The following is a 15,823-nucleotide window of genomic DNA, read 5'->3' on the forward strand; positions in this document are numbered from 1 at the left end:
CCCCGTGTTCTTCGAGTTCATCCAGCGCAAGGGCGACGACGGCTTCGGCGAGGGCAACTTCAAGGCGCTGTTCCAGTCCATGGAGCGCGACCAGATCCGCCGCGGCGTGCTCGCCTCGCAGGACTGATCGCGCCAGCGGCCCGCGCCGCTCAGGTGCCGCAGAAGGTCCGGTAGCAGGCCGTCACCGCGGCCGGCGCCGGCTCGGCGTAGCGGGCGTGCTCGGCGCTTTCCGTGAAGGGGTCGCGCAGCGCGGCCAGCATGCGGTTCAAGGGGCCCAGGTCGTCGTGCTCGCTGGCGGCCGTCAGCGCCTCTTCCACCAGGTGGTTGCGCGCGATCACGATGGGGCTCACGCGCCGCATGGCCGCCGCGCGCTGCGCGGCGTCGCCCGCGCCCAGGCGCTCGCGCCAGCGGGCGAGCCACGCGTCCGGCGCCGTGGCCGCGTCGCCGAACAGCGCGCGCAGCGGAGCTTCGTTGCCTGCCGCCGCATCGGCCAGGCGGCGCCAGCCCAGCGTGAAATCCACGGCGTGGGTGTGCAGCAGGGTGAGGAAATCGTCGGCCAGGGCCTGGTCGGCCTCGTCCTGCGCCGCCGTGGCTTGCTCGATGCCCAGCTTGGCGCGCTGGCCCTGCAGCAGGGCTTGGGCGTAGAGATCGGGGAAGGCGTCCAGCACCTCGGTGGCCTGCGCCACGGCCTGGGCCATGGCGGCCTCGTCCTCGCCGTTGCCGGCGATGAGCGGCAGCAGCGCCTCGGCCAGCCGCGCCAGGTTCCAGCGCGCGATCAGCGGCTGGTTGCCGTAGGCGTAGCGGCCGCCGTGGTCTATGGAGCTGAACACCGCGTCCGGGTCGTAGGCCTCCATGAAGGCGCAGGGACCGTAGTCGATGGTCTCGCCGGAGAGGGTCATGTTGTCGGTGTTCATCACGCCGTGGATGAAGCCCACGTTCATCCAGCGCGCAATGAGCCTGGCCTGCCGCTCGGCCACGCGGCGCAGCAGGGCCAGGTGGCGCTCCGGCGTGTCCACGAGGTCCGCGTCGTGGCGGGCGATGGCGTAGTCGGCGAGCTGGCGCAGCTTGTCCAGGTCGCCGCGCGAGGCGAAGAACTGGAAGGTGCCCACGCGCAGGTGGCTCAGCGCCACGCGGGTGAGCACGGCGCCGGGCAGGGGCCGCTCGCGCTGCACGGGCTCGCCCGTGGCGGCCACGGCCAGGGCACGCGTGGTGGGAATGCCCAGCGCGTGCATGGCCTCGCCGATGAGCACTTCGCGCAGCATGGGGCCCACAGCCGCCTTGCCGTCGCCGCCGCGCGAGAACGGCGTGCGCCCCGAGCCCTTGAAGGCGATGTCGCGGCGGCGGCCCTGGCTGTCCAGCACCTCGCCCAGGAGCAGCGCGCGGCCGTCGCCCAACTGCGGCGAGAAGCCGCCGAACTGGTGCCCGGCATAGGCCTGGGCCAGCGGGTCCGCGCCCTCGGGGAGGGCGTTGCCGGCAAAGAGCGCGGCGCCTGGCTCGCCGTCCAGCGCGTCGGCCTCCAGCCCGAGCTCGGCGGCCAGCTCGCGGTTGAGGAACAGCAGCCGCGGCGCCGGCACCGTGGCCGGCTTCCACGGCACGTAGAAGCCGGGCAGGTCGCGGAAGTAGGAGTTGTCGAAGCGGAAATTGAAGGCAGGCATGGGAAGGCTTTTCTTGGGGCGGCTGCGTCTGGACAGAAGCGCCAGTGTGGCCCGCGGTGGACGGTCTGTCAGAGGCAAGGACTAAGCGCCGCGCCCGGCGCCGGCCAGGGCTGCGCGGCATCACGCCATGAGCCCGTGCACCTCTCCCGGGCCTGCCGCCTGCTCCCCGGGCGTTATCCTGGATGACCGCCCACCGTCGGACTACTCTTCTCCCGTGGCAACGCAGTACTCCCTGGACAACGAGCAGGCCTGGCCGTTCGCCAAGGGCGAAATGGCCAACCTGGTGCGCACGCACGATTGGGCCGCGACGCCGCTCGGTCCCCTGGCGCAATGGCCCGCGAGCCTGTGTACCGCCGTGCACATCGTTCTTGCCCATCCCTTTCCCACCATCGTGCTGTGGGGCCGGGAGCTGATACAGGTCTACAACGACCCTTACCGCGAGCTCATGGGCGTCAAGCACCCCGCCGGGCTGGGCCAGCCCACGCGGGAGTGCTGGCCTGAGGTCTGGCACATCAACGGGCCGATTTACGAGCGGGTGTGGAAAGGCGACTCGGTGTCCATGGAGGACGCGCTCTTTCCCATCCAGCGCTCCGGCATGCTGGAAGACGCCTGGTTCACCATCTCCTACAGCCCGGTGTACGACGAGGCGGGCCGCGTGGCCGGCATCTTCCTCACCATCATCGAGACCACGCGCCGCGTGCGCGCCGAGCGCGCGCTGCGCGAGAACGTCGAGCGCCAGCGCCTGGCCGTGGCCGTGGCCGTGGGCGAGCTCGCCACCTGGGACTGGGACTTGCGCACCCAGCGCGTGATCTGGTCCGACGAGCACTACCGCATGGAGGGCTACACCGTCGGCGAGATCCAGCCCAGCTACGAGGCCTGGATGGCGCGCGTGCACCCGGACGACCGTGCCGGCACCGAGGCCGCGCTGCAGCGCTCCATGCAGGGCCGCTGCAGCTACGAGCACGATTTCCGCACGCTCCACCCCGACGGCTCGGTGCACTGGCTCTCGGCGCGGGGCCACTTCTTCTACGACGCCTACGGCCAGCCGGTGCGCATGATCGGCGTGATGCGCGACGTCACCGAGCAGCGCCGCGCCCACGAGCTGCTGGAGCAGCGCGTGGCCGAGCGCACCTATGCGCTGCGCCAGTTGCTGCTGCACATGGAGACGCTGCAGGACGACGAGCGCCGCCGCATCGCCCGCGAGCTGCACGACGGGCTGGGCCAGTACCTCTCGTCCATGGCGCTGTCGGTGGGCAGCCTGCGCCACGCCGCCGCGCCGCCCCGCGACGCGCTGGACAGGCTGCACGACCTCATGCAGCAGCTCGACCGCGAGCTGGACCGCATCATCTTCATCCTGCGCCCAACGGCGCTGGAGGACTGCGGCCTGGCCGAGGGCGTGGCCGCCTACGTGCAGACCTGGTCCGAGCTCACCGGCGTGGACGCCGACGTGGAAGCGCGCGGCCTGGACGACGGCCAGCGCCTGCCGCCGCAGGTGGAGGCCGCCGTGTTCCGCGTGGTGCAGGAAGCGCTCACCAACGTCGCCAAGTACGCCCACGCCTCGCGCGCCAGCGTCAGCCTGGAGCGCCGCCGCCGCCAGCTCGTGGGCAGCGTGGAGGACGACGGCCGGGGCTTCAGCCTCGACGAGGCCGCGCAACCCGTGGCCGGCCGGGCCAAGTGGGGGCTGGTGGGCATGCAGGAGCGCATAGAGGCCTTGGGCGGCAGTTTCGCCATCGAGTCCCAGCCCGGCGGCGGCACCACGGTGCTGTGGCGGCTGCCCTTGGGTGAAGGCGAGGGCGGCTGACTGGTGTTCCAGCGGGCGTGCAAGGCCCCGGCGCAGAGCGCAACCGCGGTCGTCCTCCTGCCGGGCGGTACGCCCCTTGCCCTCCCCGTGTTCCACGCGCTTGCCGCCTTGCCCGGTTGCAGGCGCTTCCATGGACGAACACCAGACGCGCCCCCATGAGGGCGCCGGGGAAGACCGCCTGATGAACCTGTTGCACTCGACCGCCTCCCGCGCGCCGGCCACGCCGGCCCTGTTGCGCTCGCCCGCCGCCGACGGCCCGCCGAGCGCCAATGCCGCCCAACCCGCGCAGCCCTGGGCCGACTTCGGCTGGGGCCGGCTGCTGTTCGCCCCCGCCTTGGCCAGCCCCGCCGACATCGCCCGCACGCTGCTGCAGGAGGCGCCGGACCGGCGCGACATCGCGCTCTACGTCGAGTCGCCGCAACTGGTGCTGGCCGAGGCGCCCAATGAGCTGTTCCTGGACCCCTCGCTGCTGCTGCGCCACGCGCTGGACGCCCTGGAGCCGCTGCCGCCGCCCCCGCCCGGCGTGGCCCTGCGGCCGCTGGCCACGCGCGGCGACGTCGCCGCCGCCAACCGCCTCTACCGCCAGCGCGGCATGCTGCCGCTGGATCCGGCCACGGCCTGGGCGCAACGCCAGCACGACGCCCTGGCCTACTTCGTGGCCGAGGACGAGGCCAGCGGCGAGGTCGTGGGCACCGTGCTCGGCCTGGACCACGCCCTGGCCTTCGGCGACCCCCAGGGCGGCAGCAGCCTGTGGGCGCTGGCGGTCGATCCCCAGTCCCGCACCGCCGGCATCGGCCAGGCACTGGTGCACCACGTGATGGACCACTTCGCGCGCCGCGGCCGGCGCTTCCTGGACCTGTCCGTCATGCACGACAACCACCAGGCCATCGCGCTGTACGAGAAGCTGGGCTTCGAGCCCGTCACGGGCTTTCTGGTCAAGCGCAAGAACGCCCACAACCAGCGCATCTTCGACGGCGGCAGCGAGGTCGCGGGCCTGAACGTGTACGCCCGCGTCATCGTGGACGAAGCCCGCCGCCGCGGCATCGGCGTGGAAGTGCTGGACGCCGAGGCCGGCATCTTCAAGCTGCGCCATTTCGGCAACGAGATCCTGTGCCGCGAGTCGCTCACCGATCTCACCGGCGGCGTGGCCATGAGCTGGTGCCAGGACAAGGCGCTGACCCTGCGGCGCCTCTCGGCCGTGGGCCTGCGCGTGCCGCACCAGCAGCGCGCGGGCGACGCACAGGCCGACGCGGCCTTCCTGCGCGAGCACGGCGCCGTGGTCGTCAAGCCGCTGCAGGGCGAGCAGGGCCGCGGCATCAGCGTGGACGTGCGCGACGAGGCGACGCTGGCGCAAGCCGTGGAGCGCGCCGCCGCCGAGGGCGGCCCGGTGCTGCTGGAGGAGTTCTGCGCCGGCGAGGATTTGCGCATCGTCGTCATCGGCTACCGGGTGGTGGCGGCGGCGGTGCGGCGGCCGGCGCAGGTGGCGGGGGACGGCCGGTCCAGCGTGCGCGAGCTGATCGAGCGCCACAGCGCCCGCCGCGCCGCGGCCACCAGCGGCGAAAGCCGCATCCCGCTGGACGCCGAGACCGAACGCTGCCTCGCCACCCAAGGCTTCACCTGGGACAGCGTGCCGGCCGAGGGCCAGGTGGTGCGGGCACGGCTCACGGCCAACCTGCACACGGGCGGCACCATCCACGACGTCACGGCGCAACTGCACCCGCGCCTGCGCGAGGCGGCCGAGAGCGCGGCGCGGGCGCTGCGCATCCCGGTGACGGGCCTGGACTTCCTGGTGCCCGCCGTGGACCAGCCGGACTACGTGGTCATCGAGGCCAACGAGCGCCCCGGCCTGGCCAACCACGAGCCGCAGCCCGTGGTGCAGCGCTTCGTGGATCTGCTGTTCCCGCAGACGGTGTGACGCGCCGCGCCCAATGAAAAAAGCGCGTGGGTGCTTGCGAACCCACGCGCGCGCAGCGGCTGCAGCGCCAGGGCGCCCCCTCGCTTCCCTCTTTACCGCTGCTTCAAACGGCGCACCCAGAAGTCCCCGGTGAGCTGCACCGCGCTCACCAGCGCCACCAGCACCGCGATGACCACCACCATCACCGTGGTGTCGAAGCGCTGGTAGCCGTAGCGGATGGCCAGGTCGCCCAAGCCGCCGGCACCCACCGCGCCGGCCATGGCCGAGGCGCCGATCATGGACACCACCGTGATGGTGAAGCCGCCCACGATGCCCGGCAGCGCCTGCGGCAGCAGCACGTGCCACACGATGTGGCGCCGGCGGCAGCCCATGGCCTGCGCGGCCTCGATCAGCCCCGCGTCCACCTCCCGCAGGCTCACCTCGGCGATGCGCGCGAAAAACGGCGTGGCGCTGATGGACAGCGGCACCACCGCCGCCCACACGCCAATCGTGGTGCCGGTGAGCAGGCGCGTGAGCGGTATGAGCGCCACCAGCAGCACGATGAAGGGCGTGGCCCGGAAGGCGTTGACGATGGCGCCCGCCACCTTGTTGAAGCGCGGCCAGGGCAGCACGCCGCCCGGGGCCGTGAGCACCAGCAGCACCGCCAGCGGAATGCCGGCCAGCAGCGCGATGGCCGCGGAGCTGCCCACCATCAGCAGCGTGTCCAGCAGCGCCTCCCACAGGCGCTCAAGCATGATCGGGGACATAGCCCAGCTCCCTGGCGTGATGGCAAAGGTTCAGGGCCGCCAGCGCCGCGGCGTCCGGCCCGCCGAGGTCGGCGGCCAGCAGCAGCCGGCCGTGGCTGTGGCCCTGGATGCGGTCCACCCCGCCGTGCAGCAGCCGCACCGTGCCGCCCAACGCGGCGGCGATGCGCGCCAGGTCCGGCTCCAGGCCGCCCGCGCCGCTGTAGTGCAGCTCCAGCACGCGGCGGCTGGCGCCGCCGGGCACGGGGTGGGCGGACAGCCGTTCCTGCAGGTCGCCCGGCAGGCCGTGCTCCAGCGGGCGCAGCAGGGCGCGCGTGGCGTCGTGCGCGGGCGAGCCGAATACCTGCCACACGGCACCGGCCTCGGCGATGCGGCCCTTCTCCAGCACCAGCACCTCGTCGCAGATCTCGCGGATCACGCCCATCTCGTGCGTGATCAGCACCACCGTCAGCCCGAGGCGGCGGTTGATGTCGCGCAGCAGCGCCAGGATGGATTGCGTGGTCTGCGGGTCCAGCGCCGAGGTGGCCTCGTCGCACAGCAGGATTTCCGGCGCGTGCACCAGCGCGCGGGCGATGCCCACGCGCTGCTTCTGCCCGCCGGACAGCCGGCCCGGGTAGGTGTCGGCCTTGCCCCGCAGGCCGACGAGGTCCAGCAGCGCCGCCACGCGGGCGCGGACGTGGTCCGGCCGCACGCCCGCCACGCGCAGCGGCAGCGCCACGTTGTCGAACACCGTCTTGGAGGACAGCAGGTTGAAATGCTGGAAGATCATCCCGACGCGGCGGCGCAGCAGCACCAGGCCCTGCTCGTCCAGCGTGGCGAGGTCCTGCCCGTCCACCAGCACGCGGCCCTCGCTGGGCTGCTCCAGGCGGTTGATGGTGCGCAGCAGGCTGGATTTGCCCGCGCCGCTGCGGCCGATGATCCCGAAGATGCTGCCGGCCGGGATGTCCAGGCTGATGCCCGACAGCGCCCGCACCGGGCCGGCCGAGGACGGGTAGGTCTTGCCCACCTGCTCGAAGCGCACGGTGCCCGCCGTGGGGCGGTGCCCGCAGGCGTCGCGGCCGGATGGGGCGCCGGCACCGGCCGCGCCGGGCGGCGTGCCCTGGCCGCCGTGCGGCGGCGCCGGCAGGAACCAGGACCAGGGCGCCAGGGCCCATTGCTTGGCGGTCATGGCGCCGGCCCTCACTGGTTCAGCCAGGGCAGGCTGTAGAGCCTGGCGTCGCCGCCGAAGAGGCGGCTGATCTCGTCGCGCACGGCCTTGGATTCCTGGAAGACCTTGACGAATTTCTTGACGCGCGGGTCGTTCACGTTGTCCTGCCGGGTGACGAAGCGGATGGCGAAGAGCTGGTCGGCCACGCCCGTGTACAGCAGCCCCGAGCTGGCCACCTGCGGCTTGCCGGCGCTCACGAAATGGGCGGGGATGCCTTGGGCGAGGTCCACGTCGTCTATGGCGCGCACCAGCTGCGGCCCCTCGACCTCGACGAACTTCAGCTTCCTGGGGTTGGCGACGATGTCGTTGACCGAGCCGCGCAGGCCCGCGCCCTCGCGCAGCTTGATGAGGCCCGCCTTTTCCAGCAGCGACAGGCCGCGGCCCTGGTTGACCGGGTCGCTGGCCACGGCGACCTTGGCGCCGTCCTTGAGCTCCTCGAACTTCTTGATGCGGTGGGAGAACAGGCCGATGTTGGGCAGCACGCCCACGCCGGCCACGGCGAACTTGTAGCCGCGCTCCTTGATGGCGTTGTCCAGGAAGGCCTGGTGCTGGAAGTAGTTGAGGTCCAGGTCACCGGCCTGCAGGGCGGTGTTGGGCGTGGTCCAGTCGGTGAACTCGATCACCTTCACGTCCAGGCCCTGCTTGCGCGCCTCGCGCGCGGCGGCCTCCATGGTGTCGGCATGCACGCCGGCCGAGGCGCCGACCTTGAGCGCCTGCGCTTGGGCGCCGCCGAGGAGGAAGAAGGTGGCGGCCAGGGGCAGGAGGAAGCGGGAGAAGGTGGGTTTCATGGCTCTTGAGTTCGGGAGAGGTGGTGTCGGGCAGCGCCGCCTTGCCGGCAGGGCGGCATGCCATGGCGGAAGAAAAGCGGCTCAGTGGGTGCGGCGGAATGCGGCTGCGGCATGCCGATCCGGCAGCCGGTCCCCTTCGCCGAAGAGCTTGTGGCGCAGCGTTCCCGGCGCGTAGGCGGTCTTGTAGACGCCGCGGTCCTGCAGGGCCGGCACCACCAGGTCCACGAAGTCCTCGAAGCTCTCGGGGACGACGGTGCGGGTGAGGTTGAAGCCGTCTATGCCCGTGTCCTCCACCCAGCTTTGGAGCTCGTCGGCCACCTGGGAGGCGTCGCCCACGATGGCCGGGTAGCGGCCGCCCAGCCTGAAATGCTCCAGCAGCTTGCGCCGCGTGCCGCCCAACTGCTGCAGCGCCTTGGCGGCGGACTGGATGGCGTTGGTGCCCTCCGGCCGGATCGGGTCGTCCAGCCCGTAGCGCGAGAGGTCCACGCCCACGCTGGCGGCGAAGTGCGCCAGTCCCGCCTCGGGGCTGGCGTGGCGCTGGTACTCCTCGTGCAGGTCGCGCGCCTCGGCCGCGGTGGTGCCGGGCACCACGCTCACGCCCAGGACGATCTTCACGTCCTGCGGCCGCCTCCCGGCCAGCGCCACCGCCCCGCGCAGCTCCTGCACGGTGTGCCGCACCGCGGCCTTGTCGTGGCCGCCGATGAAGATGGCTTCCGCGTGCCGCGCCGCGAAGCGCTGGCCGCGGCCCGAGGTGCCGGCCTGGTAGAGCACGGGCGTGCGCTGCGGCGAGGGCTCGCTCAGGTGCACGCCCTCCACGTCGTACCACCGCCCGTGGTGGCGTATGGGGTGCACCCGGGCCGGGTCGGCATAGACGCGCGCGGCCTTGTCGCGGCGCACCGCGCCGTCTTCCCAACTGCCCTCCAGCAGCTTGTAGAGCACGTCCAAGCACTCGTCGGCGCGGTCGTAGCGCTCGTCGTGGATGAGCTGGTTGTCCAGGCCGATGGCGCGTGCTGCGCTGTCCAGGTAGCCGGTGACCACGTTCCAGCCGAAGCGCCCGCGCGTGAGGTGGTCCAGCGTGGAAAAGCGCCGCGCCAGCAGGTAAGGGTGCTCGGACAGCGCGTTGACCGTGACGCCAAAGCCCAGGTGCGAGGTCGCCGCCGCCATGGCCGACACCAGCAGCAGCGGGTCGTTGATGGGCAGTTGCACGGCCTCACGCAAGGTTAGATCCAGCCCGCTTTCGTAAACGTCGTAAACGCCCAGGATGTCGGCAATGAATATCCCGTCGAACAGGCCGCGCTCCAGCGTGCGCGCCATGTCCGTCCAGAATTCAAGGCTGTGATATTCCGTGCTGCGGTCGCGCGGATGCGTCCACAGGCCATGGTTGATATGGCCCACGCAATTTTCGTTGAACGCGTTGAGGATGATTTGTTTCTTCGGCATGGGCAAGTCTTCAGCTCGGTGAAAATTGGGCGCGGTTTTTTTTTGGGTTCAATGAAACACGGCTTCCTCAGTGGGTATAGAAGTGGTTTGCGAAACAGTGGATTCGGCCGGCGCAGTAGTTTCCACAGGTGCGGTTTGCGCGGAGGCCCCGGGCGCCGCGGGTTTTTCGGCCTCCCGCCTGCGCTGCCGGTAATCCCTGGTGGCGGCCTGCGCCAGCGTGGAAACGACCATGTCGTTTTGCGGCGGGTTGTGCAGGCCGCATTGGACGTCGCGCCAATACCGCTCCAGCGGGAAATCGCGTGACAATCCATGCCCGCCGGCAATGCTCATGGCCAATTCCACGATGCGCACGGCGTTGTTGGTGACCATGTATTTGGTGGTCCATACCTCGTGGTGCAGGCGGTGTTTCAAAGCGTCGTGGCGTTCCCACAACTCGGCCAGACCATAAAGCTGGGTCTTGGACGCTGCGAGCAGCAACTCGATCTCGCCGAGTTTTTGCTGGGCATGCGGCGCATCGAGAATGGCGCCGCCCAAACTGGGTGATTGGCGGTTGTCGGCAAATTCCAGGATGAAATCCCGTGCCGCTGCCGCGATGCCCAGGTAAACCGCGGCAACCTGCAGTCCAAAAGCGCGGCTGCCGGTCGTGAAACTGCTGGGTTGGTCTTTCTCGATTTCGAGCAATTTGGCTTCGTGCGGCACCAGCACGCCGTCGAATTCAATGTCATGGCTGCCCGTGCTGCGCATGCCCAGGCTGTTCCAGTTTTCAACGACATGAACGTCCGGCGTGCGCGGCACCAGGAATTCCGCGGTTTTTCCGGCCTGCTCGTCCCAGGCGTAGAGGATCATCTGGTTCAAGGCCGGGGCTGCCGAGCAAAAGGCCTTGCGGCCTGAGATGACGTAGCCTTCGCTGGTTTTGTGCGCCACCGTGGCGGCCTTGCCGCCGCGCAGCAGATTGCCGCCGTCGCGCTCGGTAATCAAGATATTCACCAGATCGCCGCGCTGTACCACGCCACGGCACAGGCGCTCGAAAGCGGGGCGGGGCCATTTCAAGTCAAAACTCAAATAGCCCAAGGCCATCAAATGCCAGCCCAGCGACAAGGCCGTGCTGGCGCTGCCCTTGGCCAGGCGCTCCTGGAATATCAGCAGCTCGTACAGCGACAAGCCCCGGCCGCCCAATGCCCGCGGAATGGTGAGTTTCAGGGCGCCGCGCTGGCGCAGCAATTCGAAATGCTCGGAAGGGAACCCGCCCGTCTCGTCGTAGAAGCGGGCCGTCTTGCCGATCTCGGCGGCCAGCTCTTCGGCGTAGGCAGCCAGCGCCTCGTCGCTCGGGTGGCGCAGGGTGAAGTCGGCGCAGGGCGCGTAGGGCATGGGATCTCCACTGCAGATGAAAAGCATGGGCGGCGCGTGTTGCTTGCGCGGGCGGTGCGGCAGGAACGCCTGAATCTGAAAATCGCCGAGATATTCAGTTTTTCAAAACAGGCCGGAATTGGGCGGCGGTGTGCCTTTCAAATGCCAGGCGCCCACCACGGCCGCCTTCCAATGCCGCGGATTGTGATTGGCCACCGTGCGTGCATTGCGCCAGTGGCGGTCCAGGTTGTGCTTGCGCGCGGTGGTGGAGGCGCCGCCCACGTCGAATACCAGTTCCGAGGCTTTCAAGGCCGCGGCGGCGGCCACATATTGGGCCTGGGCGACGTCCAGGGCGGCGTGAACGATGGCAGCCTCGTCCAGCCCCGCTGCCCACGCGGCGTCGATTTGTTCGGCCGCTCGCAATACCACGGCCTCGGCCGCGTAAGCCTGGGCGGCTATTTCTCCCACCGAGAATTCGACATAAGGGTCATCCACCGAGCGCTGCGCCGTGCTGTGCTTGATGGGCCGTGCGTGGTGGCGGGCAAATTCCACCGCGTCGGCCAGCGCATTCTTGGCCACGCCCGCTTCCACCGCGGCCAGGAACAATTGGGCAAAGGGCGTGACGATGGAGCGCCGGGTTTGTCCGGACGATTGCAGCGGGGTGGGAATGATGTCCTCGGCCTGCACCAGCACGTCCACCAGATTCGTGGTGCCGCTGGCGGTCAGGCGCTGGCCCATGGCGTCGAAATCGTCCACCAATTCCAGGCCCTGGCGGCCGCGCGGCAGCATGAATCTGAGCTCGTGGCCATTCTCGTCCAGCGCCGCCACGCTGACCCAGTCCGCATACAGGCTGCCGGTGCTGTAATACTTGCTGCCGTTCACGCGGTAATGCTCGCCCTCGCGCCGTATCCGGCTGCTGACGGCGCCGCTGGCGCCGCCGATTTCCCAGCCCGCGTTGCCGAAAACGTCCCCGCGCAAATACCGCGGCAGCCAGCGGCGGCGCGTGGCCTCGTCGCCACTGGAAAGCAGGCCCTCCAGGAACAAGAAGCTTGGGCGCAAGGCCTGGGCAAGGTTCGAATCCACGGCGGCAATATCCACGACGAATTGAACCACTTCGCGCACGCTGGCGCCGGGGCCGCCGTAGGGCACGGGAATGCGAAGCGTCAATAAACGTTCGGCGGCGATGCGCCGAATCTGGTCGTGCGGGAGGACGCGGTTTCTTTCCCTGTCCTCCACGCCGCGCCGCAATTCAGGCAGCAAGGCGGCGGCGCGGCGTTTCAACTCCGCCAGCGTGGGCGGGTTTTCTCCTGCTACCGCGGGCCTGGCCTTTTCCATAGTGAGGTCCATCACGGTGTTCCCTCGTTCTTGATTGGACGAAGGCCATGCTAGGCAAGAAGGATTAATGACCGAACTAAAACTTCCGCATACGGATATACAGGCGGCCCGCGCGCCAATATGCGGCAATCAAATATGGATTGTGTTTTCGGCCGTGTTTTCCAACGGGGCTGGCACAGGGGTTGCCGGCAAGCGGGCTCGATGCGTCAAACCTGAAGGAGTACGGACATGGGCTTGCTAGACCAGATCCTGGGCGGACTCGCCGGCGTGAATGCGGGGCGCAACGCCCCCATGGGCACGGGCATGAACACGCCCATGGGCGGCGGCGTTGGGCGCGGCGGCGTCAACCCGCGGGTGCTGATGGCGCTGTTGCCCATCGTCCTCAACCTGCTGGCCAACCGGCGCCGGGGCGCGGGTGGCGGGGTGGGGGGCTTGGGCGGTGCCGGCGGCATGGGCGGCTTGGGCGGTGTGCTCGGCAGCGTGTTGGGCGGCGGGCGCTCGCCCATGGGTGGCGGCCTGGGCGGCGCGGGTGGTTTGGGCGGCCTGGGTGCGTTGGCCGGCTTGGGCGGGCTGGCCGGGCTGTTGGGCCAGCTTTCGCAGCAGGGCTACGGGCAGCAGGCGCAGTCGTGGGTGAGCGCCGGGCCCAACGAGCCGCTGCCGCCGGAGGCGGTATCGCAGCTTTTCGACCCACAGCAGTTGTCCGAGATCGCCGGCGAGGCCGGCGTGAGCGAGGACGAGGCGCGTATGGGCCTGTCCGAGCTGCTACCTGAGGTGGTGGACCGCTTCACGCCGCAGGGCCAACTGCCGGGCGAGGACGACTTGCGCAGCAGCATCGACGACTTCGCGCGCCAGCTCGGCGGCTGAAAGTGCCTCAGGCACTCGGCTGACCGGCCTTTCAAAAAATTGCGCCTGCCGGGCTTCTCCAAGCCACGACAGGCGCGTGCTCCGGTGGCACGTCAGGGCGCGGGCTGGCAGATCAGCCGGATGTCGTCCCGGGCATTGACCGGCCATGCAACGGCAGCGCCGTCGGCGTAGCTGACCTGAATAGGGAATTCAATGGTGAGATTGTCTTTCGACGGGTCGGCATTCTCGCTGCTGTGAACGCGTGCGGAGATCTTGTAAATGCCGGTAAATTGGAATTTGTCGCCCACCGCGGCGGCATTGCCGGTGGATTTGATACTGGAGTTTGCGCCGCTGTTGCTCCCGGTATTGCTGCCGGTGTTGTTGCTGGTATTGACCGTGGTTTCCATGCGGCCGTCGAACACGTATTTGGCGCCCGTGGTGGCACCCAACCCTTCGCCGTGGGTTTCAATGGTGAATTTCAAGCGCGATGTGCCGCCGGACTGCTCTTGAGTGGGGACGACCGTTCCGGCAATCGTGAAATGCACCATCTCCCAGGATCCGGTCTCCGGGTAGCTGACGCTTTTGTCTCTCGCAATGGTTTTGCAGGTGTTATTGATGGAGGGGTATATGGGGCCGAAAGCGCCAGTGGGTGCCGCTTGGCACAGGCCTGCCGCCAAGGTGCCGGCCGAAAATACCAGAAAAACGCGGGAAAACTTCATGAAAACTGCCGTGAAAATGCTGTGGTGAATTACAAGACTTTCACCGTGCGAGGGTAATCATCCGTTCATGCTAAGGGTTGGCGCTGAGCGCTGGAAATCCTGAGACTTTTTGATGCGTGAGATTTGCGGGTGAAACAGAATTTCAAATTGTCATCAGCAGATGAATCTGTGCGTTTGATTTACTTCAAATCAAATTGGCTTTCAAGGGAAAGTCCGTATGCCCGCGTTTGGGCTTGGATGGCCGGCATGGTGCGCACGGCAACGGCGCTGTCGGCCGGGTGGGAGCAGGGCCGGTGGCTTTGCCACGGCCCTGCTCCAGTCCACGGGCGGCGGTTTCAGTGCACCCGGATCAGCAGGCCTGTCCCTTGCGCTCCAGCAGCCAGGCCGGCGCGTCCTGCAGCGCCACGGGGCGCAGGAAGCGGTCCAGCGCGGCGTAGCCCACCGAGGTGGTGAAGGGCGCGGTGGAGGCGGGCCAGGGGCCGCCGTGGTGTTGGGCGGCGGTCACGGCCACGCCCGTGGGCACACCGGAGAACAGCACCCGGCCGGCCACCTGCATGGCGGCGCGGACGATGCGCTGCGCCTCGTCGCCCGCCGTTTCCGCGCCCCACACCGTCACCGTCAGGCTGCCGCCCACGGCCTTGAGCACGCGCACGGCCTCGTCGGCATCGGCCACCTGCACCACCACGGCGGCGGGGCCGAACACCTCTTCGCGCAGGGCGTGGCTGGCTGTGAAGCGCTCGGCCGAGGTTTGCACCAGCAGCGGCGTGGGCGCCACGGCGGCCGGCGCGGCGTCCACCGCCACCAGCGTCTTCACGCCCTCGTGGCCGGTGAGGCGGGCCACGCCGGCGTCAAACGCCTTGCGCATGCCGGGCGTGAGCATGGCGTGCGGGGTTTGGGCGGCCAGCGCCTCGGCGAAAGCTTGAACGAAGGCTTGCGAGGCCTCGTCCTGCTGCACCACCACCACGCCGGGGCTGGTGCAGAACTGGCCGCAGCCCAGGGCGATGGAGGCGGCCAGGGTCTTGGCCAGCTCGGCGCCCTTGTCGGCCAGTGCCGCGGGCAGGGCGATCACGGGGTTGATGGAACCCAGCTCGCCGTAGAAGGGAATGGGCTGCGGGCGGGCGTTGGCCTCGGCCTGCAGCGCGGCGCCGCCGCGGAAGGAGCCGGTGAAGGCGACGGCCTGGATCAGCGGATGGCGCACGAGCTGCACGCCCACGTCAATGCCCGCGCCCTGGACCATTTGCAGCACGCCTTCGTCCAGCCCCTGCGCCGCGGCCACGCCGCGCGCCAGCTCGAACACCGCACGCGAGAGCTGCGGGTGGCCCGGGTGGGCCTTGACCACCACCGGGCAGCCGGCGGCCAGCGCCGAGGCCGTGTCGCCGCCCAGCACCGAGAAGGCGAAGGGGAAATTGCTGGCCGAGAACATGGCCACGGGGCCGACGGGCACGCGCACGCGGGTCAGGCGCGGCCGGCCCGCGGGCGGCGCGCCGGCCACGGCCGGGTCGTCGGTGCAGGTGTAGGGGGCGCCGGCGTCCACCTGGTCGGCAAAGCCGCGCAGTTGGAAGGCGGTGCGGTCGAGCTCGCCGTTCAGGCGCACGGGGCCCAGGCCGGTTTCGCGGTCGGCCAGCGGGACGAGCGCTTCGCGCTGGCCTTCCAGTGCGTCGGCCAGGCCGCGCAGCAGCGCGGCGCGGGCGGCGGCGGGCGAGGCGGCCCAAGCGTCGGACGCGGCGGCGGCCGCTTCAACGGCACGGTTGACGTCGTCGGCACCGGATTCCGGCAGCGCCTGGCCGAAGGGCTCGTGCGTGCGGGCGTCTATGGATTGCAGCATGGGGGTACTTCCTGTTTCGAGGGTCCAGAAACGCGCCAGCCCGGACGCGCCGGGCTGTGCCGCTGGAGTGGGGAGAGTGGCCACAGCTTAGTGCGCGGGCGCGGCAAGCGCTGGCGGGCTGTTCCGCATGCTGGAAATCGCAAGGGTCAAAGGGACGGGTGAAACGGCGGCAGGCCGGCCCGCAGGGGTGCTGCGGGCCGGCCTG

The 15,823-nt window shown here is 69.8% G+C and carries 12 protein-coding genes and 1 pseudogene; 4 read left to right on the top strand and 9 right to left on the bottom strand.

Annotation, left to right across the window (positions count from 1 at the left end; translation table 11 throughout):
* Positions 1-127: pseudogene (locus ALA01S_RS35075) on the top strand (4-hydroxyphenylpyruvate dioxygenase); the annotation flags it as partial.
* A gap of 22 nt (positions 128-149) precedes the next feature.
* On the opposite strand, the gene ALA01S_RS27160 reads toward ALA01S_RS35075, so the two are convergent.
* Positions 150-1,655 carry a protein adenylyltransferase SelO gene (locus ALA01S_RS27160; protein WP_066342405.1) on the bottom strand — a complete coding sequence of 502 codons (1,506 nt, stop codon included), beginning with the start codon at positions 1,653-1,655 and terminating at the stop codon, positions 150-152.
* Positions 1,656-1,869: 214 nt separating this feature from the next.
* Between ALA01S_RS27160 and ALA01S_RS27165 the strand changes: the two genes are divergently transcribed.
* Both ALA01S_RS27165 and ngg read left to right on the top strand, forming a co-directional pair.
* Entirely contained in the window at positions 1,870-3,456 is a 1,587-nt protein-coding gene (locus tag ALA01S_RS27165) for a sensor histidine kinase (protein WP_066342406.1), read from the top strand.
* A gap of 130 nt (positions 3,457-3,586) precedes the next feature.
* Positions 3,587-5,371 (top strand): N-acetylglutaminylglutamine synthetase, encoded by a 1,785-nt coding sequence (ngg, locus tag ALA01S_RS27170; RefSeq protein ID WP_238455973.1) that lies wholly within the window; start codon positions 3,587-3,589, stop codon positions 5,369-5,371.
* Between the two features lie 92 nt (positions 5,372-5,463).
* Here ngg and ALA01S_RS27175 read toward each other — a convergent pair whose 3' ends face one another.
* The 6 genes from ALA01S_RS27175 to ALA01S_RS27200 all read right to left on the bottom strand — a co-directional run bounded on the left by ALA01S_RS27175 (position 5,464) and on the right by ALA01S_RS27200 (position 12,360).
* Positions 5,464-6,117, bottom strand: a complete 654-nt coding sequence (locus ALA01S_RS27175; RefSeq protein WP_066342407.1) for a methionine ABC transporter permease — start codon at positions 6,115-6,117, stop codon at positions 5,464-5,466.
* Positions 6,098-7,282, bottom strand: coding sequence for a methionine ABC transporter ATP-binding protein (locus ALA01S_RS27180; RefSeq protein ID WP_084267998.1), 1,185 nt, complete (start codon positions 7,280-7,282; stop codon positions 6,098-6,100). Before ALA01S_RS27180 ends, ALA01S_RS27175 begins: the two co-directional genes overlap by 20 nt.
* A gap of 11 nt (positions 7,283-7,293) precedes the next feature.
* A complete protein-coding gene (locus ALA01S_RS27185) occupies positions 7,294-8,109 on the bottom strand; it encodes a MetQ/NlpA family ABC transporter substrate-binding protein (protein ID WP_066342408.1) in 816 nt (271 codons plus the stop codon).
* An 81-nt stretch (positions 8,110-8,190) separates the two neighbouring features.
* The gene (locus ALA01S_RS27190; RefSeq protein ID WP_066342409.1) at positions 8,191-9,549 is read right to left on the bottom strand and encodes an LLM class flavin-dependent oxidoreductase; all 1,359 of its coding nucleotides are present in this window, start codon (positions 9,547-9,549) and stop codon (positions 8,191-8,193) included.
* Positions 9,550-9,597: 48 nt separating this feature from the next.
* A complete protein-coding gene (locus ALA01S_RS27195) occupies positions 9,598-10,917 on the bottom strand; it encodes an acyl-CoA dehydrogenase family protein (RefSeq protein ID WP_084267999.1) in 1,320 nt (439 codons plus the stop codon).
* A 102-nt stretch (positions 10,918-11,019) separates the two neighbouring features.
* The gene (locus tag ALA01S_RS27200; protein WP_238455974.1) at positions 11,020-12,360 is read right to left on the bottom strand and encodes an acyl-CoA dehydrogenase family protein; all 1,341 of its coding nucleotides are present in this window, start codon (positions 12,358-12,360) and stop codon (positions 11,020-11,022) included.
* Between the two features lie 99 nt (positions 12,361-12,459).
* On the opposite strand from ALA01S_RS27200, the gene ALA01S_RS27205 reads away from it, so the two are divergent.
* A complete protein-coding gene (locus ALA01S_RS27205; RefSeq protein ID WP_066342411.1) occupies positions 12,460-13,095 on the top strand; it encodes a YidB family protein in 636 nt (211 codons plus the stop codon).
* Positions 13,096-13,187: 92 nt separating this feature from the next.
* On the opposite strand, the gene ALA01S_RS33600 is transcribed toward ALA01S_RS27205, so the two are convergent.
* Both ALA01S_RS33600 and ALA01S_RS27215 read right to left on the bottom strand, forming a co-directional pair.
* Entirely contained in the window at positions 13,188-13,793 is a 606-nt protein-coding gene (locus ALA01S_RS33600) for a hypothetical protein (RefSeq protein WP_157119316.1), read from the bottom strand.
* Positions 13,794-14,142: 349 nt separating this feature from the next.
* Positions 14,143-15,618: an aldehyde dehydrogenase (NADP(+)) gene (locus ALA01S_RS27215; RefSeq protein ID WP_066342413.1), complete on the bottom strand. Its 1,476-nt coding sequence runs from the start codon at positions 15,616-15,618 to the stop codon at positions 14,143-14,145.
* Positions 15,619-15,823: the final 205 nt, after the last annotated feature.

Source organism: Azohydromonas lata NBRC 102462, assembly GCF_001571085.1.
Lineage (GTDB): Bacteria > Pseudomonadota > Gammaproteobacteria > Burkholderiales > Burkholderiaceae_C > Azohydromonas > Azohydromonas lata.